Here is a 21,132-nt window from a genome sequence, read left to right as displayed (position 1 = left end):
AACCGGCGACTCACACCTATAGTCAGACCGTCGCTGCCAAATCAGCGACTCGGGCTTGGTCACTCGACAAAGAGAACGCATATTCCCAATTAATTAGAGGTGTTCTTCAGTGACCATATTAAATCCGTTTCCAAACCGCTACCGCCCACTCGAAACAAACCTCACCGATTCCCCGCCCCTGATCATCGACACAGAGGCCAATCCGCAAGACATCCTCGAAGCCGCCCTCCAGCGCATCCGCGCTTCCAGCGACCTACTCAAAACCCTACATTGCCAATGCTTCAAAAACGGTGACGTCGAAGACATCCCGCATATCACCCACGCCCTCTACCTGTTGACTCAGGACGGCTGCGACCTACTGAAAGTCGCCCAACAACGCATGATGGGCTGGAAAGCACCGGCCTGACACACCGTGTTCACAGGGTATGCCAGCCTCACTGTGAGCTGGCTGCCCACGAAAAAGGATACTAATTCCTACATCCTTAATGGAGACAGAAGATTGCAAACTATTATTGATTGCGTAGCATGTGAGCCACTGATCAGCCATAGGCTCCTTCTTATGACAACCGAAACGATTGATCACAGCGCACTCGTCAAACTGGTTGAAAGCGACGCTGTTAGCGCCATTCACATCGTAGCCAAGCAAGGTGGTTGGGCGATTCAGGTCCAACATGGATCAAAAAAGCATTCTCTGGCAGCGCAACGCAGCCAGCAAATACGCCTATTCAAACGACTCGAAACCCTAGTGATCTATTTGCAAGGAATAGGCATCAATCATTTCGATGTCGACGCTTCGAGCTATGACCCCCTTCAAGTAAAAACCTATTCTCGCCCTGACCGCTCCGACGCAATGAAGCAAGTTCACGAAGCGGCTGCTTACGAGGAGTGGTTCAGGAAACAGGTTCAGGCCAGCATTGATGATCCTCGGCCAAGTGTTAGCGACGAAGAGGCGCGCCGAATCTTTGCTGCCAAACGTGATGCCATACGTCAACGGGCGCGCTGATGCGGGTAGTTTGGCGCCCCTCGGCGCTGACTGACCGGGATAACATCATGAATCATATTTGTCAGGACAACCCTGACGCGGCCCTTGTTTTAGACGAAATCTTTGAGCTCAAAGCAGACCAAGCACGTCAGCGACCAAAGCTGTATAGGAGGGGTAGAGTTTTTGGTACTCATGAAATCGTCGCCACATCGAATTACATCATGGTCTACATGGTCCTGGATGAAACGGTAGAAGTAGTGCGGATACTGCATGCTAGACAGAAGTGGCCGTGGACTGAGTCAACCGCAGGGTCATCTTGAGTCCTGAGGGCTTCAAGAGCTCTGAAGGACCTACTCAACAGCGCGTGTCAGGAGGCGCTGATAAGCATCGGCGCCAGCCTTGCCTTCAACTGGACTCAATCATGAACCTCGCTTCCAACTTCCCCGACGATCACGCCATGCACCTGCTCATGCAGTTGCTGCACGAAGAACTCGGCCTGCCCGAACGCAAAACTATCAGCCTCAACACCTCGATCAACTTCGACCTGGGCTGTGACGGCGCCGATGCGCGAAACCTGATGGAAGCCCTGGAAGAACAGTTTGGAATCGACTTCATCGACTACGACGCTTATCGCTACTTCCAACCGGAAGGGTTTGATGTGTTTCAAAAGCGCCGGGCGAAGGGGCGCGGTGACAAAGTCCCGCTAACCATCGGAATGCTTTACCAAGCGATCAAAGTGCAACGGTGGGAGACACAGGAATTGGAAGGCATCTAGCCGAACGCGTAAGTGCCATTATTCTGGTCGTTTAGTGCCTTTTCGGTTGGAATAATGGCAGTTACGGTGTGCCTGACAGCCTGAATTGCACATACAAAAAAGCCGCCCCAAAGGGCGGCTTTCTCATTCCATCAAACCAGCTCTCACAACTTCGGCCCAGCAGCCTTGATCGCGTCGCTCACTTCGAACTTCTTGAAGTTCTCAACGAACAACCCGGCCAGTGCTTTAGCGGCTTCATCATAAGCAGCCTTGTCAGCCCAGGTATTACGTGGGTTCAACAGGCCAGTCTCAACGCCCGGTACGGCCAGTGGCACGTCGAGGTTGATGGTGTCGAGGTGCTCGGTTTCAACACCGATCAACGCGCCGCTCTGGATCGCTGCGATCACGCCGCGAGTGGTCGGGATGTTGAAGCGTTTGCCGACGCCGTAGCCGCCGCCGGTCCAGCCGGTGTTGACCAGGTAGACCTTGGAGCCGAAGCCGCGGATGCGCTTGATCAGCAGCTCTGCGTATTCACCGGCCGGACGCGGGAAGAACGGAGCGCCGAAGCAGGTGGAGAAGGTCGACTTGATGCCGCTGCCGGAACCCATTTCAGTCGAGCCCACCAGTGCGGTGTAGCCGGACAGGAAGTGGTAGGCCGCTTGTTCTTCGCTGAGGATCGAGACGGGCGGCAGGACGCCGGTCAGGTCGCAGGTCAGGAAGATCACAGCGTTTGGCTCGCCACCGAGGTTTTTCTCGGAACGCTTGGCAACGTGCTCCAGCGGGTAGGCGGCGCGGCTGTTCTGGGTCAGGCTGACATCGGCGTAGTCGGCGTGCTTGGCGTCGTCGATCACGACGTTTTCCAGGACGGCGCCGTGCTTGATGGCTTTCCAGATGACCGGCTCGTTCTTCTCCGACAGGTCGATGCACTTGGCGTAGCAGCCGCCTTCGATGTTGAAGACAACGCCTTCGCCCCAGCCGTGTTCGTCGTCACCGATCAGGTAGCGGCTTTCGTCGGCGGACAGGGTGGTTTTACCGGTGCCGGACAGGCCGAAGAACAGGGTCACGTCGCCGGCTTCGCCGATGTTGGCGGCGCAGTGCATCGGCAGTACGTCGGCAGCCGGCAGCAGGAAGTTCTGCACCGAGAACATGGCTTTTTTCATTTCGCCGGCGTAGCGCATGCCAGCGATCAGCACTTTCTTCTGGGCGAAGTTGAGGATCACGCAACCATCGGAGTTGGTGCCGTCACGCTCTGGCACGCATTCGAAGTTGGCAACGTTGAGCACTTGCCACTCATCACGGCCAGCCGGGTTGTATTTTTCCGGGTTGATGAACAGGCAACGACCGAACAGGTTCTGCCAGGCAGTCTGGGTGGTCATTTTCACGGCCAGGTAGTGGTCTTCAGACGCACCTACATGAACGTGGGAAACGAAATGCTCTTGCGCGTTGTTGAACGCCTCGACGCGAGCCCACAGGGCATCGAACTTGTCGGCCGGGAACTTGCGGTTGATAGGGCCCCAGGCGATGGCGGCCTGGGTGGTCGGCTCTTCAACGATGAAACGGTCGACTGGCGAGCGGCCGGTACGGTGACCGGTGCGAACAACCAGTGCGCCAGTGTCGGCAAGCTCGCCTTCACCGCGATTCAGAGCTTCTTTTACCAGATCATCAACACTCAGATCGGTGTACACGGCGTTATTGGCTTGCGTCATGAGATTCCCCGTCGGCCAGTGGCCGAGTGTGCTCCAAACGTTTTGTAGTAGAAAGTCGTGCACTACTACCGCGACAAAAAGTGGGCCGGATTATGCCAGAAACGCCCAAAAATAGTAGGGCCCTCCCGTCAGAACGGCGTTATTCCGGCGCTATCCAGTGAATTTACCTGCGCTGAACCGTTTTAGTGCCGGGTATCTGACGGCGTCTCGACACCTGCGCCAGCGAACAATTGACTGATATCGGCGGCGTCGAACAGGTAGCGCTGGTTACAGAACTGGCAATCGATCTCGATGTGGCCACCGTGTTCGATGACCAGTGCCTGGGCATCTTCCTGACCCAAACTGACCAGTGCATTGGCAGAACGTTCGCGCGAGCAGCTGCAACGGAAGCGTAGCTTCTGCACATCAAACAGCCGAACCTGCTCTTCGTGGTAGAGGCGATGGAGCACGGTTTCGTTGTCCAGGCTGAGCAATTCATCGGCGGTCAGGGTGCCGGCCAATGCAGTGACATGCTGCCAACTGGCGGCGCGTTCTTCTTCGTCTTTCAGACGGTCGGCGGGCAGTTGCTGCAGCAGCAGGCCCCGGGCGCGACGGCCATCGGCGTACAGCCAGAAACGCGTACCCACCTGCTGGGACATGACGAAATAATTGGTGAAGCACTCCGACAGGGTTTCGCCATCCAGATCGACGATGCCCTGGTAGCGCTGGCCTTGGGTCGGGTCGACGGTCAGTGCCAATACGCCGTTGGGCATCAGGTCGGCGAGGGTTGCGTCGGGGGCGATCTGGTCGGCCTCGTAACGGGCCAGGCCACGGATTTCGCGCTCGCTGGAACATTCGATCATCAGCAACGGCACCGGGCCATCGGAGCGGGCCTGGAGAATCAGCAACCCATCGAACTTCAAGGTGCCGACCAGCAACGAAGCCGCGGCCATCAGTTCGCCGAGCAGTTGTTTTACCGGCTCCGGGTACGCGTGTTTGGCGAGGACTTCGGCGTAGCTGCGCTCCAACGACACCAGCTCGCCGCGGGTGTCGCTGTCATCGAAGATGAAGCGTTGGGTGTAGTCGGTATCCGGTAGCTCGGTCATAGGTCTGGGTATCTGAAGTAATGACAAATAATTGCAGAACGTGAAATTGCGCCCACACGGCACCGTTTTGGTGCGCGACGTTCAGCCAAGGGAGGCATTTTATGAACAATCCGGGTTTGTTCCAAGCAAGGTGGAACACCCGCCGGTTGGCGTTCTGCAATGTTGTGCCTCTGGCACTGCTGGCCTTCTGGTTATGGCCTACGGGTCAAAGGCTGTGTGTGATTTTCGACGAGTGGCTGTTTCACCCACTCAATTCGCCGCTGGCGACTCACCCGATATGGCTGCACAGCTGGGCAATTGCAAGTCTGCGCCCGTTCGATGCGGTGGTCGGGATGATCTAGCTTCACTGGTGATCCGGGGGCTGGCGTTGTTCGGACTGCTGGGAAAAATGCCGATGGTTTCGCAGATGAGTGTGGTGTAGCGCTGCAGCTGGGTAACGCGGTGATCCTGAAAGACCGCAGCCTTCGGCAGCGCCTACATGGGAATGCGTACACCCGTAGGAGCTGCCGAAGGCTGCGATCTTTTTGCAGGCAACACACATCTGCCAGCCCTACTCGTCGTTACTGCTCCCACGAAACTTAAACAGATCCCGCCGCTGTTTCTTGCTCGGCTTGCCATCGGTGCTCACGCCCAACGAACCGGCCTTGCGCATGGCTGCAGCCGCTTCGCGCTTGGCGATGCTGGCTTCGGTTTCGGCGTACAACGCCTGAGCCTCCGGCGCGCCACGGCGCACGATCGACAACGCCTGGACCACCACCGTGCGCTCCTCGAACCCGGTACGAATCTGAAACTCGTCGCCAATCCTGGGCTCCTTGCCCGGCTTGCATCGCTCGCCCCGGCAATGCACCTTGCCGCTTTCAATCGCGGCCTTGGCCAAGGCACGTGTTTTATAAAAACGCGCGGCCCACAACCATTTATCGAGACGGACCTTGTCGTCTTCTTCCTGTTTTTGTGCCACTTGAATTCCTCTTTCCGCCAATAGTCGGAACTGTACTACCGTTTCTGTCGGGCGCAACAACCCGGCTCTCCAGATAGACTGTGACCAAGGCCGGATCCCCGGCATGGAGTGATCGAGTGACTATATTTCCGGCTTCATTGACCTCGCCTCAAAATGGTTGCCAGGGCTGTCAGCAAAGCGAGCCGCTGGGCTTCGACTTTGCCTTTGCCTACCAACCGATCGTCGACTTGCGGGATCAGTCGGTTTTCGCCCATGAAGCCTTGGTACGCGGCATCGCGGGGGAAGGCGCTCTGTCTGTGCTTGAGCAGATTACAGAAGCGAATCGCTACCGCTTTGACCAGCTCTGCCGGACTCGAGCTATTGCAGGCGCGGCTCGTCTAAACATGCAGACACACTTATCGATCAACTTCATGCCCAACGCTGTCTACCGCCCCGAACTCTGTATCCGCAGCACGCTAGAGGCCGCGAAAACACACAGCTTCCCCATCGACCGTCTGATTTTCGAAACCCTGGAAAGCGAGCACGTAGATAACTATCGCCATTTGACTAATATTCTGCGTGAATACCGCGAATTCGGCTTCAAGACCGCCATCGACGATTTCGGCGCGGGCTACTCGGGGCTCAATCTGCTGGCTGATTTCCAACCGGACCTGATCAAACTCGACATGGCGCTGATCCGCGATGTCGACCGCGATCGTGTTCGTCAGGCTATCGTTCGGGGGATTGTCACAATCTGTGCGGAGTTGGACGTTACAGTCATCGCCGAAGGCATTGAAAGCGCCGGAGAACGGGATTTCCTGGCGGACTGTGGAATTTTTCTGATGCAGGGTTACTGGTTCGCCAAACCTGCATTCAAAGCGTTGGCTCAGGTACCACCTGAAGCCTGGACGCGATAATCGCCGGTTTTTCCTATTGAAGACATTTGACCATTTGACCGTTATCGGTCTGCGCGAGTGGGTGGCGCTCCCGGATTTGGGAGTCGCGGGCCTGCGGGCAAAAATCGACACTGGCGCCAGCACCTCCAGCCTGCACGCCACCGACATCGAGCCGTTCGAGCGCGAAGGCGAGAGCTGGGTGCGCTTCACCGCGCACCTGGGCACGGTCGTGCAACTGCGTCACCGCCGCTGCGAAGCACCACTGGTGACGATGAAAACCATCAAAAGCTCCAACGGCCATGCGCAGAAGCGTTACGTGGTCAGCACCACCCTGGCCCTCGGTGATCGGGTCTGGCGGGTCGAGTTCACCCTCGCCTGTCGCAAGTCCATGCGTTATCGCCTGTTACTCGGTTCCAAAGCCCTGATCGACGGCCAGTTGGTGGTCAATCCGGGCATTAAATATGTACAAGACAAGCCGGTGTTCCCGGTATCTACCTCTTCCACAGGTGTTGCATGAAGATCGCTGTGCTGTCGCGGAACCCGCGTCTGTATTCCACTCGTCGTCTGGTCGAAGCCGGTACCGAGCGTGGCCATGAAATGGTGGTGATCGACACCCTGCGCGCCTACATGAACATTGCCAGTCACAAGCCGCAGATCCACTACCGCGGCAAACCGCTGGAAGGTTTCGACGCGGTGATCCCGCGGATCGGTGCATCGGTAACGTTCTATGGCTGCGCGGTGTTGCGCCAGTTCGAAATGATGGGGGTGTTTCCGCTCAACGAATCGGTGGCCATTGCCCGCTCGCGGGACAAACTGCGTTCGCTGCAATTGCTGTCTCGCCGTGGAATCGGTTTGCCGGTCACCGGATTTGCGCATTCCCCGGATGACATTCCCGACCTGATCGACATGGTCAACGGCGCACCGCTGGTGATCAAGGTGCTGGAAGGCACCCAGGGGATTGGCGTAGTGCTGTGTGAAACCGCGACGGCGGCGGAATCGGTGATCGAGGCGTTCATGGGCCTCAAGCAGAACATCATGGTTCAGGAGTACATCAAGGAAGCCGGCGGTGCGGACATTCGTTGCTTCGTGGTGGGCGACAAGGTGATTGCGGCGATGAAGCGTCAGGCCAAGCCCGGGGAGTTTCGCTCCAACCTGCATCGTGGTGGCAGCGCCAGCCTGATCAAGATCACACCGGAAGAACGCATGACTGCGTTGCGTGCAGCGAAAGTGATGGGTTTGGCGGTGGCGGGCGTGGATATCCTGCGTTCCAATCACGGGCCGCTGGTGATGGAAGTGAATTCTTCGCCCGGTCTGGAAGGGATTGAAACCACCACCGGAAAGAATGTGGCGGGGATCATCATTGAGCATCTTGAGAAAAATGGTGGGCCGAATATGACGCGGACCAAAGGGAAAGGTTAAACCCTGAGATTTATGGCGGTCGGAAGACCGCCTTCGCGAGCAGGCTCGCTCCCACAAGGGAAACGTATTTCAATGTGAGAGCGAGCCTGCTCGCGATGAGGCCTTAAGCCCCACTGACAATGCTGGTCTTTAAACCGCATCCCGCGGCAACATCAACCCAAGCGGTAACCGCACCCGCGCTTCCAGTCCGCCACCCGACCGGTTGCGCAACTCAACATTCCCACCATGCATCGAAGCAATCCGCTTCACGATCGCCAGGCCCAACCCGGTCCCTTTACCACCGCGAGCGCGATCCCCACGAGTGAACGGATTGAAAATCGCCTCCAGCTCCGACGGATCAATACCCGCACCACGGTCCATGACGCTCAGCACCACGTAAGGAGCGCTCACATCCCCGGAAACATAAGCCGCCACTTCGACCCCACTGCCAGCATGATGCAGCGCGTTGCCGATCAGGTTGTTCAGCAGGCGCTTCATTGACACCCGACGCAACGGGAACGGCTGAATCGGCTCCAGGCGCAGGCGTACTTTCTCTTCATTCTGGTTGTACGGCGCGGCGACTTCACGCACCAGGTCGGTCAAATCCACCTCTTCCACCGATTCATCGCGACCATCGCGAATGAACGCGAGGAACTGGTCGAGAATCGCGTCCATGTCTTCGATGTCGCGCACCATGTCGTCCGTCAGGTCGCTGTGGTCGCCCATCAGTTCCAGGGACAGCCGCAATCGCGTCAGTGGCGTACGCAAGTCATGGGACACGCCGGCCAGCATCAGCTCGCGCTCGCGGCCGGCCTGTTCGACGTCTTCAGCCATCTGGTTGAAGGCGCGATACACCTCGGTCATCTCGCTTGGCGTATCGCTGATCGGTAGACGCACACTACGGCCCTGGCCAAGTTGCCTCGCGGCGTAGACCAAGCGTTTCAAAGGTTGATTGAGCTGACTGACGAAGATCCATGCCGAGGCGGTGGACAGCAAGCCGATGGCCAGGAACCAGCCCAGCACGTTCCAGATTTTCTGGCCGCGTAAAGGATGTGGGTACAGCGGCACTTTCAGCCAGCCATCACCGAGACTGGGCGCCCGAACCCACAGGGCCGGTGGCGAGTGCATGCGCAATCGCACCTCGGTGTCGGCGCCAAGCTCTGCCTGCATCTGCCGCTGGTAGATCTCGCTGTAAGGCCAGTGTTGCTCGCCTTCCGGCACGCCGGCACCCACCACCCGGATCAGGGTCGCGGCTTCGGCAATCTTTTCACGGTTGTTTTCATCCGCCGCCCAATAGGCGCGCAGCGTCAGGGCGACGCCGTGGCTGTATTGGCGATCCACCAGCACGTCTTCGTTCATCAACAGATAAACCAGGGTCAGCGCCTTGGAGAACAGGACGACGATCAGCACCAGCCACAGGGTGCGGGAGAAGAAACTCTGGGGGAACCAAACGGGGGTTTTCATGGATAACCGCTACACACTTGCAGGAGCGAGCGATGCTCGCATATTGCGGATCGCGAGTCTGCGGACAACATCATCCGCGCGACCCGCTCCTACAAATCGCCGATCACTTGGTGGCGGCGCCATCCGGAACGAACACGTAGCCCACGCCCCAGACGGTCTGGATGTAACGCGGCTTGGATGGATCGGGTTCGATCATCCGACGCAGACGGGATATCTGCACGTCGATGGAACGCTCCAGGGCATCCCACTCGCGGCCTCGGGCCAGGTTCATCAGTTTGTCGCGAGTCAGAGGCTGACGCGCGTTCATGACCAACGCCTTGAGCACCGCAAACTCACCGGTGGTGAGCATGTGCACTTCGTCACCGCGTTTCAGTTCGCGAGTGGCCAGCGACAGTTCATAGTCACCGAAGGTCACGCTTTCGTCTTCGCTGCCCGGCGCGCCCGGCACCGGAGCGGACTGACGACGCAGGACGGCTTTGACGCGCGCCATCAGCTCGTCCGGGTTGAACGGCTTGGCCAGGTAATCGTCGGCGCCCAGCTCCAGGCCCTTGATGCGGCTCAGCTCGTCGCCCTTGGCGGTGAGCATGATGATCGGAATCTGATTGTTCGCCGTGCGCAGGCGGCGGCAGGCGGTCAGACCGTCTTCGCCGGGCAGCATCAGGTCGAGGACGACCAGGTTGAACACTTCACGCGCCAGCAGGCGGTCCATTTGCTCAGTGTTCGGTACGGCGCGGGCGCGATAGCCCTTGCTGACGAAAAAGCGTTCCAGCAGGCTGCTGAGCCCCGGATCGTCGTCAACGATAAGAATTTTTTCGCCTTCAGCAATGTTTGCAGTGCTGCTCATTGGATGCTCCTTTGATCTCGGCGCGCATTATGGCGTAGCTGCCGTTATACGCACCGTGTGCATTGTTAGCAGATTTTTCCTTCACCGCCAGGAATCCGGGCATTGTGCCTACAGCCTGTGATGCCCCCGAATGACAGAACGCTGGTTATAATGCGCGGCCTTTTGTGTCAGGCAACGTCTGATCATTACTGCGGCAGCCGCTTTTTATTTTCAAGGCGCTGGCAGTATTTGTTCGATTTCACGGGTCAACGGGATGCCTGTTGATTCAGGTAGCGGCGCAGGCCAGGCCGCTCAACCAGACTCGCCGAGCCTTTATTCATGCGCCCGCGAGCCTGCTTTCACAATTTGTCAGGTGGTTTTATGGACAGCATCAACAGCCGCATCGCCGAGGAACTCGGCGTACGCCCACAACAGGTCGAAGCGGCCGTCGCGCTACTCGATGAAGGCTCTACCGTTCCCTTCATCGCCCGTTACCGGAAAGAAGTGACCGGCAGCCTCGATGACATCCAGTTGCGTCATCTGGAAGAGCGTCTGCGCTACCTGCGAGAACTCGACGAACGGCGCATCAGCATCCTTGCCAGCATCCAGGAGCAAGGCAAGCTGACCCCGCAACTTGAACGCGACATCAAGCTCGCCGACACCAAGACCCGCCTCGAAGACTTGTACCTGCCGTACAAGCAGAAGCGCCGCACCAAGGGCCAGATCGCCCTGGAAGCCGGCCTCGGCGAGCTGGCCGACGGCCTGTTCAACGACCCGACCCTGACGCCAGACACCGAAGCTGCGCGCTTCGTTGATGCCGAAAAAGGCGTCGCCGATGTGAAGGCTGCCCTCGAAGGCGCCAAATACATCCTGATGGAACGCTTCGCCGAAGACGCCGGTTTGCTGGACAAGCTGCGCAGCTACCTCAAGCAGGAAGCCACCCTCAGTGCCCGCGTGATTGCCGGCAAGGAAGAGGAAGGTGCCAAGTTCCGCGATTATTTCGAACATGATGAACCGCTGAAAAGCATGCCGTCGCACCGCGCGCTGGCGATTTTCCGTGGCCGCAACGAAGGCATTCTCAGCTCCGCGCTGAAAGTCGGCGATGAACTGCCGGGCACCATGCACCCGTGCGAAGGCATGATCGGCCAGCAGTTCGGCATCCAGAACCAGAACCGCGCCGCCGACAAATGGCTGGGCGAAGTGGTGCGCTGGACCTGGAAGGTCAAGCTCTACACCCACTTGGAAACCGACCTGTTGGGCGAACTGCGCGACGGTGCGGAAACCGAAGCGATCAACGTGTTCGCGCACAACCTGCACGACCTGCTGCTGTCGGCTCCGGCCGGCCCGCGAGCCACGCTGGGCCTCGACCCGGGCCTGCGCACCGGTTGCAAGGTCGCCGTGGTCGACGCCACCGGCAAGCTGCTGGATCACGCCACGGTTTACCCGCACGTACCGCACAACAAATGGGACCAGACCCTCGCGATACTTGCAGCCCTGTGCGCCAAGCACTCGGTGGACCTGATTGCCATCGGCAACGGCACCGCCAGCCGCGAGACCGACAAGCTGGCCGCTGAACTGATCAAAAAATACCCGGCCATGAAGATGACCAAAGTCATGGTGTCCGAGGCCGGCGCATCGGTTTACTCGGCGTCGGAACTGGCCTCCAAGGAATTCCCGGACCTCGACGTGTCGATCCGTGGCGCGGTATCCATCGCTCGTCGCTTGCAGGATCCACTGGCCGAGCTGGTGAAGATCGATCCGAAATCCATCGGCGTCGGCCAGTACCAGCACGACGTGTCGCAGCTGAAACTGGCGCGCGGCCTGGACGCGGTAGTCGAAGACTGCGTGAACGCCGTGGGCGTGGACGTGAACACCGCTTCCGTGGCGCTGCTGGCCCGTATTTCCGGCCTCAACGCTACTTTGGCGCAGAACATCGTCAGCCACCGCGACGAGCACGGCGCCTTCAAGACCCGTGCAGCGTTGAAGAAAGTTGCGCGTCTGGGTGAAAAAACCTTCGAACAGGCAGCCGGCTTCTTGCGCGTGATGAACGGCGACAACCCGCTGGATTCGTCCGCCGTTCACCCGGAAGCCTATCCGCTGGTGCAACGCATCGCTGCTGAAACCGACCGCGACATCCGCTCGCTGATCGGCGACGCCAGCTTCCTCAAGCGTCTCGACCCGAAGAAGTACACCGACGAAACCTTTGGTCTGCCAACGGTTACCGACATCCTGCAAGAACTGGAAAAACCGGGCCGCGACCCGCGTCCCGAGTTCAAGACCGCCGAGTTCCAGGAAGGCGTCGAAGACCTCAAGGACCTGCAGCTGGGCATGATCCTCGAAGGCGTCGTGACCAACGTGACCAACTTCGGCGCGTTCGTCGACATCGGCGTGCATCAGGACGGTTTGGTGCACATCTCCGCGCTTTCGGAGAAGTTCATCAAGGATCCGCGCGAAGCGGTGAAGGCCGGTGACGTGGTGAAAGTGAAGGTCATGGAAGTCGATATCCCGCGCAAACGCGTAGGCCTGTCGATGCGCATGAGCGACACTCCGGGCGAGAAAATCGACGGCGCCCGTGGTGCACGTCCGGGGTCGGCACCGCGCCAGTCCCAGAACACTGCACCGCGCAAGGAAACCACGGCGGCGGCCCCGGCCAACAACGCCATGGCTTCGCTGTTCGCCAACGCCAAGCAATTGAAGAAACGCTGATGGACATTCCGGCCGGGCTGACCGAAAGCGCTTTTTTCAAGTTGCTGGGATGTCGCTTGCACAGTCTGGAGGCCGGGGTGGCGCAAGTCGCCCTGGCGCTGGAACCAGAACTGCGCAATCGCGGCGGCAAGCTGCACGGCGGGGCCCTGTTCAGCCTGGTGGACATTGCCATGGGGCTGGCCTGTTCCAGCACCCACGGCTTTGACCAGCAGAGCGCGACCATCGAGTGCAAGATCAACTACATCCGCGCCGTCGCAGACGGTGAAGTGATGTGCACGGCGCGGGTGATCCACCCGGGTCGCCGCACGCTGGTGGTCGAAGCCGACGTGATGCAGGGCGACAAACTCGTCGCAAAAGCACAAGGCACGTTCGCTGTCCTGTAGATGATTGCCATCATTTTGAGTTAATTTCAGCGCAACGAATCCTGTGGGAGCGAGCCTGCTCGGGATGAGGGTGTGTCAGCCGACAAAAATGTTGCCTGACACTCCCTCATCGCGAGCAGACTCGCTCCCACAGGGATTGTGCGGTTACTGACTGACCGGCATATGGCCTGAGCGGCTCAAAAACCAGGCGAAAACGCCAGTTTCAACTTCACCCTTGTAGACCGTCTTGCCCACCCCCATATTGGGGCGACTGACGCGTGAAGGAATCCAACTTGAGCGAACTTCTCAACCGCCGCCTGGCTCTGCTCGGCGAGCGCGCTAACCTCTCTCTGCTCGAACAGTGCCTTCACGGCATCGAACGTGAATGCCTGCGCGTGACCGGCGAAGGTCGCCTGGCGCAAACGCCGCACCCGGAAGAATTGGGTTCCGCGCTGACCAACGAACAAATCACCACTGACTATTCCGAGTCACTGCTGGAGTTCATCACCCCCGCCCTGCCCGACCCGGCCGACACCCTGGCGAGCCTGGACAAGATTCACCGTTTTGCCTACAGCAAGCTCGGCAACGAGTACCTGTGGAGTCCGTCGATGCCGTGCCCGTTGCCGGCCGAGGAAGATATCCCGATCGCCTATTACGGCACGTCCAACATCGGCAAGCTCAAGTATGTCTACCGCAAGGGCCTGGCCCTTCGCTACGGCAAGACCATGCAGTGCATCGCCGGGATACACTACAACTTTTCCCTGCCGGAAAAACTCTGGCCGCTGCTCAAAGAAGCCGAAGGCTTTGTCGGCACTGACCGCGACTATCAGTCGTCGGCCTACATCGCCCTGATCCGCAACTTCCGTAGCTACAGCTGGCTGCTGATGTACCTGTTCGGTGCCTCTCCAGCGCTGGACGCCGGTTTCCTGCGCGGTCGCTCGCACCAGTTGGAGCAACTGGACCCGGACACTTTGTACCTGCCGTACGCCACCAGCCTGCGCATGAGCGACCTGGGTTACCAGAGCAACGCCCAGGCCGGTCTGACGCCGTGCTACAACGATCTGACCAGCTACACCGACAGCCTGCGCAAAGCGGTGGCTACGCCGTACCCACCGTACGTTGAAATCGGTACCCATCAGGACGGTGAGTGGGTTCAGCTCAACACCAACATCCTGCAGATCGAAAACGAGTACTACTCCAACATCCGCCCGAAACGCGTGACCTACACCGGCGAACGACCGATCCAGGCGCTGGTGGCCCGTGGCATCCAGTACGTTGAAGTCCGTTGCCTGGACATCAACCCGTTCCTGCCAATGGGCATCGACCTCACCGAATCGCGCTTCCTCGATGCGTTCCTGCTGTATTGCGCGCTGAACGACAGCCCGCTGCTGACCAATACTTCATGCGGCAACGCCACCTCGAACTTCCTCAGCGTGGTCAAGGAAGGTCGCCGTCCGGGCCTGCAACTGCAGCGCGACGGTCAACCGGTTGACCTGAAAGAGTGGGCTGGCGATCTGTTAGAGAAAATTGCACCACTGGCGGCATTATTGGATCAGAGCCATGGCGGCGATGCGCACAGCAAGGCGCTGGATGCGCAACTGGCCAAGGTCAAGGACCCGTCCCTGACGCCATCGGCCCAGGTGCTGGCGGCGATGGCCGAGCACAAGGAAAGCTTCAGCCAGTTCTCCCTGCGTCAGAGCGAGGCCCACGCGGAATTTTTCCGCAGCGAGCCGCTTTCAGGCGAAGACCAGGCGAAATTTGAAGACCGTGCACGTACCTCGCTGGCTGAGCAAGTAGAGCTGGAACAGAACGAAGTCGGCGATTTCGATGTGTTTGTCGGTTCGTATCAGGCGAGCATTCTGGCAATCAGCAACTAACCTTCACTCGCTCCCTCAGTCACTGCAAATCATTGTGGCGAGGGAGCTTGCTCCCGCTTGGCTGCACAGCAGTCGCACAACCAGACAACCCTGTTTTATCTTCCAGATGCGGCTGTCTGGATCGGGAGTCCTTCGGCCTCCCGCGGGAGCAAGCTCCCTCGCCACGAAAGCGGTCGACAACGACTCTCTCTCTTAGAATTTTCCGCTCATAAGCTCATTCTAAAAAGTTATTTATTTTCGGATTCTTATATCATTTAGTCTCGTTTTCACGCCGACTCTCGGTTCGTCTGAAAAGGAGCTTCCCAATGAAACTGAATTCCCCTCTTCGCCTCCTGGCAGCCGCGTCTTTGGCGGCGGCGAGTTTCTTTGCCCAGGCGGCTGACGTGACCGTCGCTTACCAGACAACCGTAGACCCGGCGAAAGTCGCCCAGGCCGACGGCGCGTACGAAAAAGCCACCAACGCCAAAATCGACTGGCGCAAATTCGACAACGGCGCCGACATCATCGCCGCCATCGCGTCCGGTGATGTGCAGATCGGTTACCTCGGCTCCAGCCCCCTGACGGCTGCGATCACTCGTAAAGTTCCCGTAGAAACCTTTCTGATTGCCACGCAAATCGGCGCCGCGGAAGCCTTGGTCGCCCGCGACGGGTCCGGGATCAAGACGCCGCAAGACCTGATCGGCAAGAAAATTGCCGTGCCGTTCGTTTCCACCGGTCACTACAGCCTGCTGGCCGCGTTGAAGCACTGGAACATTGATCCGTCGAAAGTCACGGTGCTCAACCTCGCGCCGCCGGCGATCATTGCGGCGTGGAAGCGCGGTGACATCGACGCCACTTACGTTTGGGATCCGGCGCTCGGTATAGCCAAGGAAAACGGCAAAGTGCTGATCACCTCCGGCGAACTGGCCAAGTTCGGCGCACCGACCTTCGATGCATGGATCGTGCGTAAAGACTTCGCCCAGAAGCACCCGGAAATCGTCACCGCGTTCGCTAAAGTCACCCTCGACGCCTACGCCGATTACCGCAAGGATCCGCAAGCCTGGCTCGCCAATCAGTCCAACGTCGACAAACTGGTGAAGCTGTCCGGCGCCAAGGCCAGCGACATTCCGCTGTTGCTGCAAGGCAACGTCTATCCGCTGGCGGCTGATCAGGTGATCACCCTCGGTGCGCCGACCACCAAAGCCATCACCGACACCGCCGTGTTCCTCAAGGAACAAGGCAAAGTCGAGGCCGTACTGCCGGACTACGCGCCGTACGTCAGCGCCAAGTTCATCACCAACTGATCGGGAGTGAATCGCGATGGCTTTGCTACAGCTGGAGCGCATCAGCGCACAGTACCCTGGCAGCCCGGAACCGGTGCTGGCGGATATTTCCTTGAGCCTTGGCCCCCAGCAATTGCTGGTGGCCCTCGGCCCTTCCGGCAGTGGCAAGACTTCGCTGTTGAACCTGATTGCCGGTTTCGTCGAACCCAGCGCCGGGCGCATCACCCTTGATGGTGCGCCGGTCAAAGGCCCGAGCGCAGAACGTGGCGTGGTGTTCCAGGACGACGCGCTGCTGCCTTGGCAGGACGTGCTGGCCAACGTCGGTTTCGGTCTGGAACTGGCGGGTGTTTCCCGCGACAAACGTGAAAGCCGCGCTCGGGAAATGCTCGCGCTGGTGGACCTTTCCGGTTTCGAACATCGCCGCATCTGGCAATTATCGGGTGGCCAGAAACAGCGTGTCGGCCTGGCCCGTGCGCTCGCCGCCGATCCTCGCGTGCTGCTGATGGACGAACCCTTCGGCGCCCTCGACGCCTTCACCCGCGAACAGATGCAGGAGCTGCTGTTGCAGGTGTGGAAGCGCACAGCCAAACCCGTTTTCCTGATTACCCACGACATCGAAGAAGCGGTGTTTCTCGCCACGGACCTGATTCTGCTGGCGCCAAACCCCGGGCAAATCGTCGAGCGACTGAGCCTGGATTTTGGTCAGCGTTATGCCGCTGGCGAATCCGCACGGGCGATCAAATCCGACCGGCGCTTTATCGAAACCCGCGAACACGTACTCGCCAAAGTCTTCTCCCAACGCAGCGCCGCCACGCGGCAGGAGCGCGCATGAGCAGCTATGAAATTCCGGCGGTGACGGTGAAACCGGGTTCGACGGTCATTCCTGTTCGTCGCAGTGTGAGCACGCACTGGATCAGCGTGCTGACCCTGGTCGCGCTGGTTGCCCTTTGGTGGGCCGTGACTGCTACCGGAATGATCGAGCCGCTGTTTCTGCCGCCACCGTCTGCCGTGCTGCAAAAGGGCTGGCTGCTGGTGACCACCGGCTACATGGATTCAACGTTGTGGCAGCACCTGGGCGCGAGCCTCGGCCGCATCGGTCTGGGCCTCGGCTTTGCCGTGCTGACCGCCGTGCCGGTCGGCATTGCGATCGGTGCCAACCGTATCGCGCGGGGCATTCTCGATCCGCTGATCGAGTTCTACCGCCCGATTCCACCGCTGGCCTATTTGCCGCTGATCGTCATCTGGTGCGGCATTGGCGAGCTGTCGAAAGTCTTGCTGATCTACCTGGCGATTTTCGCCCCGATCGCCATCGCCACCGCCACCGGCGTGCGCACCGTCGACCCGGCCAGATTGCGCGCTGCGCAGTCGCTGGGCGCAACCCGGGCACAATTGATTCGCCATGTGATTTTACCGAGTGCCTTGCCGGACATTTTGACTGGCGTGCGCATTGGGCTGGGCGTGGGCTGGTCGACGCTGGTCGCTGCTGAACTGATAGCCGCCACCAGCGGTTTGGGCTTCATGGTCCAGTCGGCCGCGCAATTCCTGGTCACCGATGTGGTGGTACTGGGGATTCTGGTGATTGCGCTGATCGCCTTTGCCATGGAGATGGGCCTGCGTGCTCTGCAACGCAAACTGGTGCCGTGGCACGGCCAGGCTCACTAAAGACTTGTCATTGAACACGCCGACAGTTCGGCACCCCGGATTAAGAGAACCACCATGAGCCACCTGACAATCGTCTCTCTGAGCTACGCGCTCGGCGCGCAAATCAGCGGCATCGACATCAGTCAGCCGCTGACCCTGGAACAGCGCGATGCCATCGAGCAGGCGCTGCTCCAGCATCAGGTGCTGTTCTTCCGCGACCAGCCGATCACGCCGCAGCAACAGGCACGGTTCGCCGCCCATTTCGGCGACCTGCATATTCATCCGATCTACCCGAATGTACCGGAACAACCGGAAGTGCTGATCCTCGACACGGCCGTCACCGACGTGCGCGACAACGCGATTTGGCACACCGACGTGACCTTCCTGCCGACCCCGGCGATGGGTGCGGTGCTCAGCGCGAAATTGCTGCCGGAGTTTGGTGGCGACACGTTGTGGGCCAGCGGCATTGCGGCTTATGAAGCGTTGTCAGCGCCGATGAAGAGTTTGCTTGAAGGGCTGACCGCGACTCACGATTTCACCCGTTCGTTTCCGCTGGAACGCTATGGCAATACGCCTGAGGCGCTGGCTCAGTGGGAAGAAGCACGCCGCAGGAATCCGCCGCTGTCGCACCCGGTGATCCGCACACACCCGGTGAGCGGGCGCCGGTCATTGTTCGTCAATGAAGGCTTCACCTCGAAGATCAATGAGCTGTCGGAAACCGAGAGCGAGGTGATTCTGAAATTTCTGTTCGCCCATGCCACGCGGCCGGAGTTCACCATTCGCTGGCGCTGGCAGAAGGACGACGTAGCGTTCTGGGATAACCGCGTGACGCAGCATTACGCGGTGGATGATTACCGACCGGCGCGGCGGGTGATGCAGCGGGCGACGGTGTTGGGGGATGTGCCGTTTTTCAGGTAAATCCTGATTTTTCCATTGACTGTACTGGCCCCATCGCGAGCAGGCTCGCTCCCACAGAGTGATCGGCCGGCCACACATTTTGTGGTCAACCCCCAACCACTGTGGGAGCGAGCCTGCTCGCGATAGCGGTCTAAAAGGCGCCAAAGATTCTGGCGCCAAACCCTTACTCAGCCGTCGAAGGTTTCTCCCAAAGATTGATCCCGCCCTCCTGGGCAAACCGGTCAATCTCCGCCAACTCCTCCACAGTGAAGCTCAAATTCTTCAAGGCCCCGACGTTCTCGATGATCTGCTCCGGCCGGCTCGCACCAATCAGCGCCGAGGTCACCCGTGGATCGCGCAGCGTCCACGCCAGCGCCAGTTGCGCGAGGCTCTGGCCGCGACGCTTGGCGATTTCGTTGAGCCCACGCACATGGGCGATGTTGGCCTCCGACAGATGCGAGGACTGCAAAGAACCACCGCCCGGACGATTGACCCGCGCGTCCTTTGGAATGCCATTGAGGTATTTGTCGGTCAACAGGCCCTGCGCCAACGGCGTGAACGCAATCACGCCGGTGCCCAGTTCGTCGGTGACCTCCAGCAGGTCCTTTTCCACCCAGCGATTGAGCAGGTTGTAGGCCGGCTGGTGAATCAGCAACGGCACTTTCCACTCTTTCAACAGCGCCGCCATCTCACGGGTTTTCACCCCGGAATACGACGAGATGCCGATGTACAGCGCCTTGCCCTGCTGCACCGCCGTAGCCAATGCGCTGGCAGTTTCCTCCAGCGGAGTATCCGGATCGAAACGGTGGGAATAGAAAATATCCACATAATCCAGGCCCAGGCGCTGCAGGCTCTGATCAAGACTGGCCAGCACGTATTTGCGCGAACCGCCGCCCTGCCCGTAAGGACCGGGCCACATGTCCCAACCAGCCTTGCTGGAAATGATCAGCTCGTCGCGATACTGCTTGAAGTCTTCGCGCAGCAAACGGCCGAAGTTGATCTCGGCGCTGCCGTACGGCGGGCCGTAATTGTTGGCCAGGTCGAAGTGGTTGATCCCCAGATCGAACGCCGTGCGCAGCAACGAACGCTGGGTGTCGATCGGCGTGCTGTCGCCGAAGTTGTGCCACAGGCCCAGGGACAACGCCGGCAGCACCAGACCGCTGCGGCCGACGCGGCGGTAAGGAATGGAGTCGTAGCGGTTTTCGGCAGCGGTGTAGGTCATCGAATCCTCTCTTGTCTGTCTTGAAGTTGGCATCGACTGCTTCGCAAGTTGCCCAGCATACGCCCAGACAAACGTCGATAAACCTCCGACTCGAGGAAATGCTGAAACGTTTCACATTATTCATCTTCGGCGGTACAACCATCGCCAGGATCGCAGCCTTCGTTCAAACGGCCCCCGCAAACACCTCCCCCAACCAATCCACAAACACCCGAACCCGTGGCGACAGGTGTCGGTTGTGCGGATACAGCACTGAAACCGGCATCGGCGGTGGAGGGGTGTCGATGAGGATTTCCTGCACCACCCCCTGAGCAATCAGCGTTGCCATTCGGTAATGCGGGCACTGGATCAAGCCCAGTCCGGCTATGGCCGACGCGGCATAGACTTCCGCGCCGAATACTGAAATCGCGCCGTCGATGGCCACTTCCTTCAGCTCGCCATCAACCATGAACTCGAATGGAAACAACTTGGCCGTGGTGCGCGAGACGTAGTTCACCGTGCGATGGTGTTTCAGGTCTGCGAGGGTTCTCGGTTCGCCGTATTTGCGCAGATATGCAGGACTGGCGCAGGTGATCTGCCGCAGGTTGGCGACACGCTTGCCGATCAGCGCCGAGTCGCCGAGGGTGCCGGCGCGCAGCACGCAGTCGACGCCTTCGGCAATCAGGTCGACAAAGCGGTCGGCCTCGCTGATGGACAGTTCGATATCCGGGTAACGGGCCATGAACTGCGGCAACGCAGGGATCACGAAGTGCTTGGCCAAGGTGCCATGCAAATCCACGCGCAATCGCCCCTTCGGCGCCACGCTGCGAAAGGCCAGCTCGGCTTCTTCCAGCTCTGCCAGCAACTGCACACAACGCAGGTAGTAAGCCTCGCCGTCCAGCGTCGGACGCACTTTACGTGTGCTGCGCTCCAGCAAACGCGTACCGAGCCAGGCTTCGAACTGATTCAGCGTGTGGGTCAGGGTTGCCCGCGGCAGGTTCAGGTCTTCGGCGGCCAGGGTGAAGCTGCTGCGCTCGTAGATCCGCACGAAAACCTTCATTGCCTTGACTTGATCCACGCTGAGCTCCGGAGCTTCGATTGTTGGCGATTATTGAACAGTCAAGGCAACTCTCGTGCATTTATC

General features: G+C 59.4%; 21 protein-coding genes and 1 pseudogene. 15 read left to right on the top strand and 7 right to left on the bottom strand.

All coding sequences use genetic code 11. The annotated features are described in order from the left end of the window. Window positions 1-109 precede the first annotated feature (109 nt). From ACM6IQ_RS22415 to ACM6IQ_RS22400, 4 genes are all read left to right on the top strand, one after another. On the top strand, window positions 110-406 hold the full coding sequence (locus ACM6IQ_RS22415; RefSeq protein ID WP_017335921.1) for a hypothetical protein: 297 nt from the start codon (window positions 110-112) through the stop codon (window positions 404-406). 153 nt (window positions 407-559) lie between these two features. Next, complete coding sequence (locus ACM6IQ_RS22410; RefSeq protein WP_031318228.1) at window positions 560-1,003, top strand: hypothetical protein; 444 nt, start codon at window positions 560-562, stop codon at window positions 1,001-1,003. After that, complete coding sequence (locus tag ACM6IQ_RS22405) at window positions 1,003-1,302, top strand: type II toxin-antitoxin system RelE/ParE family toxin (protein WP_017335919.1); 300 nt, start codon at window positions 1,003-1,005, stop codon at window positions 1,300-1,302. The genes ACM6IQ_RS22410 and ACM6IQ_RS22405 overlap by 1 nt, the downstream gene beginning before the upstream one ends. A 101-nt stretch (window positions 1,303-1,403) precedes the next feature. After that, window positions 1,404-1,757: a DUF1493 family protein gene (locus ACM6IQ_RS22400; RefSeq protein WP_017335918.1), complete on the top strand. Its 354-nt coding sequence runs from the start codon at window positions 1,404-1,406 to the stop codon at window positions 1,755-1,757. A 143-nt stretch (window positions 1,758-1,900) separates the two neighbouring features. On the opposite strand, the gene ACM6IQ_RS22395 is transcribed toward ACM6IQ_RS22400, so the two are convergent. Together ACM6IQ_RS22395 and hslO are read right to left on the bottom strand one after the other, a co-directional pair. Beyond that, on the bottom strand, window positions 1,901-3,442 hold the full coding sequence (locus tag ACM6IQ_RS22395; protein WP_017335917.1) for a phosphoenolpyruvate carboxykinase: 1,542 nt from the start codon (window positions 3,440-3,442) through the stop codon (window positions 1,901-1,903). A gap of 182 nt (window positions 3,443-3,624) precedes the next feature. Further along, window positions 3,625-4,527, bottom strand: coding sequence for an Hsp33 family molecular chaperone HslO (gene hslO / locus ACM6IQ_RS22390; protein ID WP_017335916.1), 903 nt, complete (start codon window positions 4,525-4,527; stop codon window positions 3,625-3,627). 101 nt (window positions 4,528-4,628) lie between these two features. On the opposite strand from hslO, the pseudogene ACM6IQ_RS22385 reads away from it, so the two are divergent. Then, window positions 4,629-4,865: pseudogene (locus ACM6IQ_RS22385) on the top strand (phosphoesterase); the annotation flags it as partial. Between the two features lie 212 nt (window positions 4,866-5,077). Here ACM6IQ_RS22385 and ACM6IQ_RS22380 read toward each other — a convergent pair. Further along, on the bottom strand, window positions 5,078-5,485 hold the full coding sequence (locus ACM6IQ_RS22380; protein WP_017335914.1) for an RNA-binding S4 domain-containing protein: 408 nt from the start codon (window positions 5,483-5,485) through the stop codon (window positions 5,078-5,080). A gap of 116 nt (window positions 5,486-5,601) precedes the next feature. Between ACM6IQ_RS22380 and ACM6IQ_RS22375 the strand changes: the two genes are divergently transcribed. Genes ACM6IQ_RS22375 through rimK form a run of 3 tightly spaced genes read left to right on the top strand, consistent with a single transcriptional unit; the run spans window position 5,602 to window position 7,779 of the window. Continuing rightward, on the top strand, window positions 5,602-6,381 hold the full coding sequence (locus tag ACM6IQ_RS22375; RefSeq protein ID WP_017335913.1) for an EAL domain-containing protein: 780 nt from the start codon (window positions 5,602-5,604) through the stop codon (window positions 6,379-6,381). A gap of 34 nt (window positions 6,382-6,415) precedes the next feature. Continuing rightward, window positions 6,416-6,877, top strand: coding sequence for an ATP-dependent zinc protease (locus ACM6IQ_RS22370; protein WP_193393014.1), 462 nt, complete (start codon window positions 6,416-6,418; stop codon window positions 6,875-6,877). Beyond that, window positions 6,874-7,779, top strand: coding sequence for a 30S ribosomal protein S6--L-glutamate ligase (gene rimK, locus ACM6IQ_RS22365; RefSeq protein WP_007949201.1), 906 nt, complete (start codon window positions 6,874-6,876; stop codon window positions 7,777-7,779). Before ACM6IQ_RS22370 ends, rimK begins: the two co-directional genes overlap by 4 nt. Window positions 7,780-7,908: 129 nt before the next feature. Here the strand turns inward: rimK and ACM6IQ_RS22360 are convergent, their stop codons facing one another. Together ACM6IQ_RS22360 and ompR are read right to left on the bottom strand one after the other, a co-directional pair. Further along, window positions 7,909-9,222, bottom strand: a complete 1,314-nt coding sequence (locus tag ACM6IQ_RS22360) for an ATP-binding protein (protein ID WP_017335911.1) — start codon at window positions 9,220-9,222, stop codon at window positions 7,909-7,911. Window positions 9,223-9,325: 103 nt separating this feature from the next. Beyond that, the gene (gene ompR / locus ACM6IQ_RS22355) at window positions 9,326-10,066 is read right to left on the bottom strand and encodes a two-component system response regulator OmpR (protein ID WP_008149284.1); all 741 of its coding nucleotides are present in this window, start codon (window positions 10,064-10,066) and stop codon (window positions 9,326-9,328) included. Between the two features lie 360 nt (window positions 10,067-10,426). Between ompR and ACM6IQ_RS22350 the strand changes: the two genes are divergently transcribed. The 7 genes from ACM6IQ_RS22350 to tauD all read left to right on the top strand — a co-directional run bounded on the left by ACM6IQ_RS22350 (window position 10,427) and on the right by tauD (window position 18,811). Next, a complete protein-coding gene (locus tag ACM6IQ_RS22350) occupies window positions 10,427-12,751 on the top strand; it encodes a Tex family protein (RefSeq protein ID WP_017335910.1) in 2,325 nt (774 codons plus the stop codon). Beyond that, the gene (locus ACM6IQ_RS22345) at window positions 12,751-13,134 is read left to right on the top strand and encodes a PaaI family thioesterase (protein ID WP_017335909.1); all 384 of its coding nucleotides are present in this window, start codon (window positions 12,751-12,753) and stop codon (window positions 13,132-13,134) included. Before ACM6IQ_RS22350 ends, ACM6IQ_RS22345 begins: the two co-directional genes overlap by 1 nt. Before the next feature lie 272 nt (window positions 13,135-13,406). Continuing rightward, window positions 13,407-14,990 carry a glutamate--cysteine ligase gene (gene gshA / locus ACM6IQ_RS22340; RefSeq protein ID WP_414879890.1) on the top strand — a complete coding sequence of 528 codons (1,584 nt, stop codon included), beginning with the start codon at window positions 13,407-13,409 and terminating at the stop codon, window positions 14,988-14,990. 305 nt (window positions 14,991-15,295) lie between these two features. Beyond that, window positions 15,296-16,273, top strand: a complete 978-nt coding sequence (gene tauA / locus ACM6IQ_RS22335; protein WP_414879889.1) for a taurine ABC transporter substrate-binding protein — start codon at window positions 15,296-15,298, stop codon at window positions 16,271-16,273. A 16-nt stretch (window positions 16,274-16,289) separates the two neighbouring features. Next, window positions 16,290-17,084 (top strand): taurine ABC transporter ATP-binding subunit, encoded by a 795-nt coding sequence (tauB, locus tag ACM6IQ_RS22330; protein WP_414879888.1) that lies wholly within the window; start codon window positions 16,290-16,292, stop codon window positions 17,082-17,084. Then, window positions 17,081-17,914 (top strand): taurine ABC transporter permease TauC, encoded by an 834-nt coding sequence (gene tauC, locus ACM6IQ_RS22325; RefSeq protein WP_414879887.1) that lies wholly within the window; start codon window positions 17,081-17,083, stop codon window positions 17,912-17,914. Before tauB ends, tauC begins: the two co-directional genes overlap by 4 nt. 54 nt (window positions 17,915-17,968) lie before the next feature. Further along, the gene (gene tauD / locus ACM6IQ_RS22320) at window positions 17,969-18,811 is read left to right on the top strand and encodes a taurine dioxygenase (RefSeq protein WP_017335904.1); all 843 of its coding nucleotides are present in this window, start codon (window positions 17,969-17,971) and stop codon (window positions 18,809-18,811) included. 163 nt (window positions 18,812-18,974) lie between these two features. Here the strand turns inward: tauD and mgrA are convergent, their stop codons facing one another. Beyond that, window positions 18,975-20,012: an L-glyceraldehyde 3-phosphate reductase gene (mgrA, locus tag ACM6IQ_RS22315; RefSeq protein WP_017335903.1), complete on the bottom strand. Its 1,038-nt coding sequence runs from the start codon at window positions 20,010-20,012 to the stop codon at window positions 18,975-18,977. 163 nt (window positions 20,013-20,175) lie between these two features. Beyond that, window positions 20,176-21,066, bottom strand: coding sequence for a LysR family transcriptional regulator (locus ACM6IQ_RS22310; RefSeq protein ID WP_414879886.1), 891 nt, complete (start codon window positions 21,064-21,066; stop codon window positions 20,176-20,178). Window positions 21,067-21,132 lie beyond the last annotated feature (66 nt).

The sequence above is a fragment of the Pseudomonas sp. IT-P100 genome, assembly GCF_949767185.1.
Lineage (GTDB): Bacteria > Pseudomonadota > Gammaproteobacteria > Pseudomonadales > Pseudomonadaceae > Aquipseudomonas > Aquipseudomonas fluorescens_B.
Note: the sequence above shows the minus strand (reverse complement) of the source record. Positions and strands in the feature narration are given on the sequence as shown.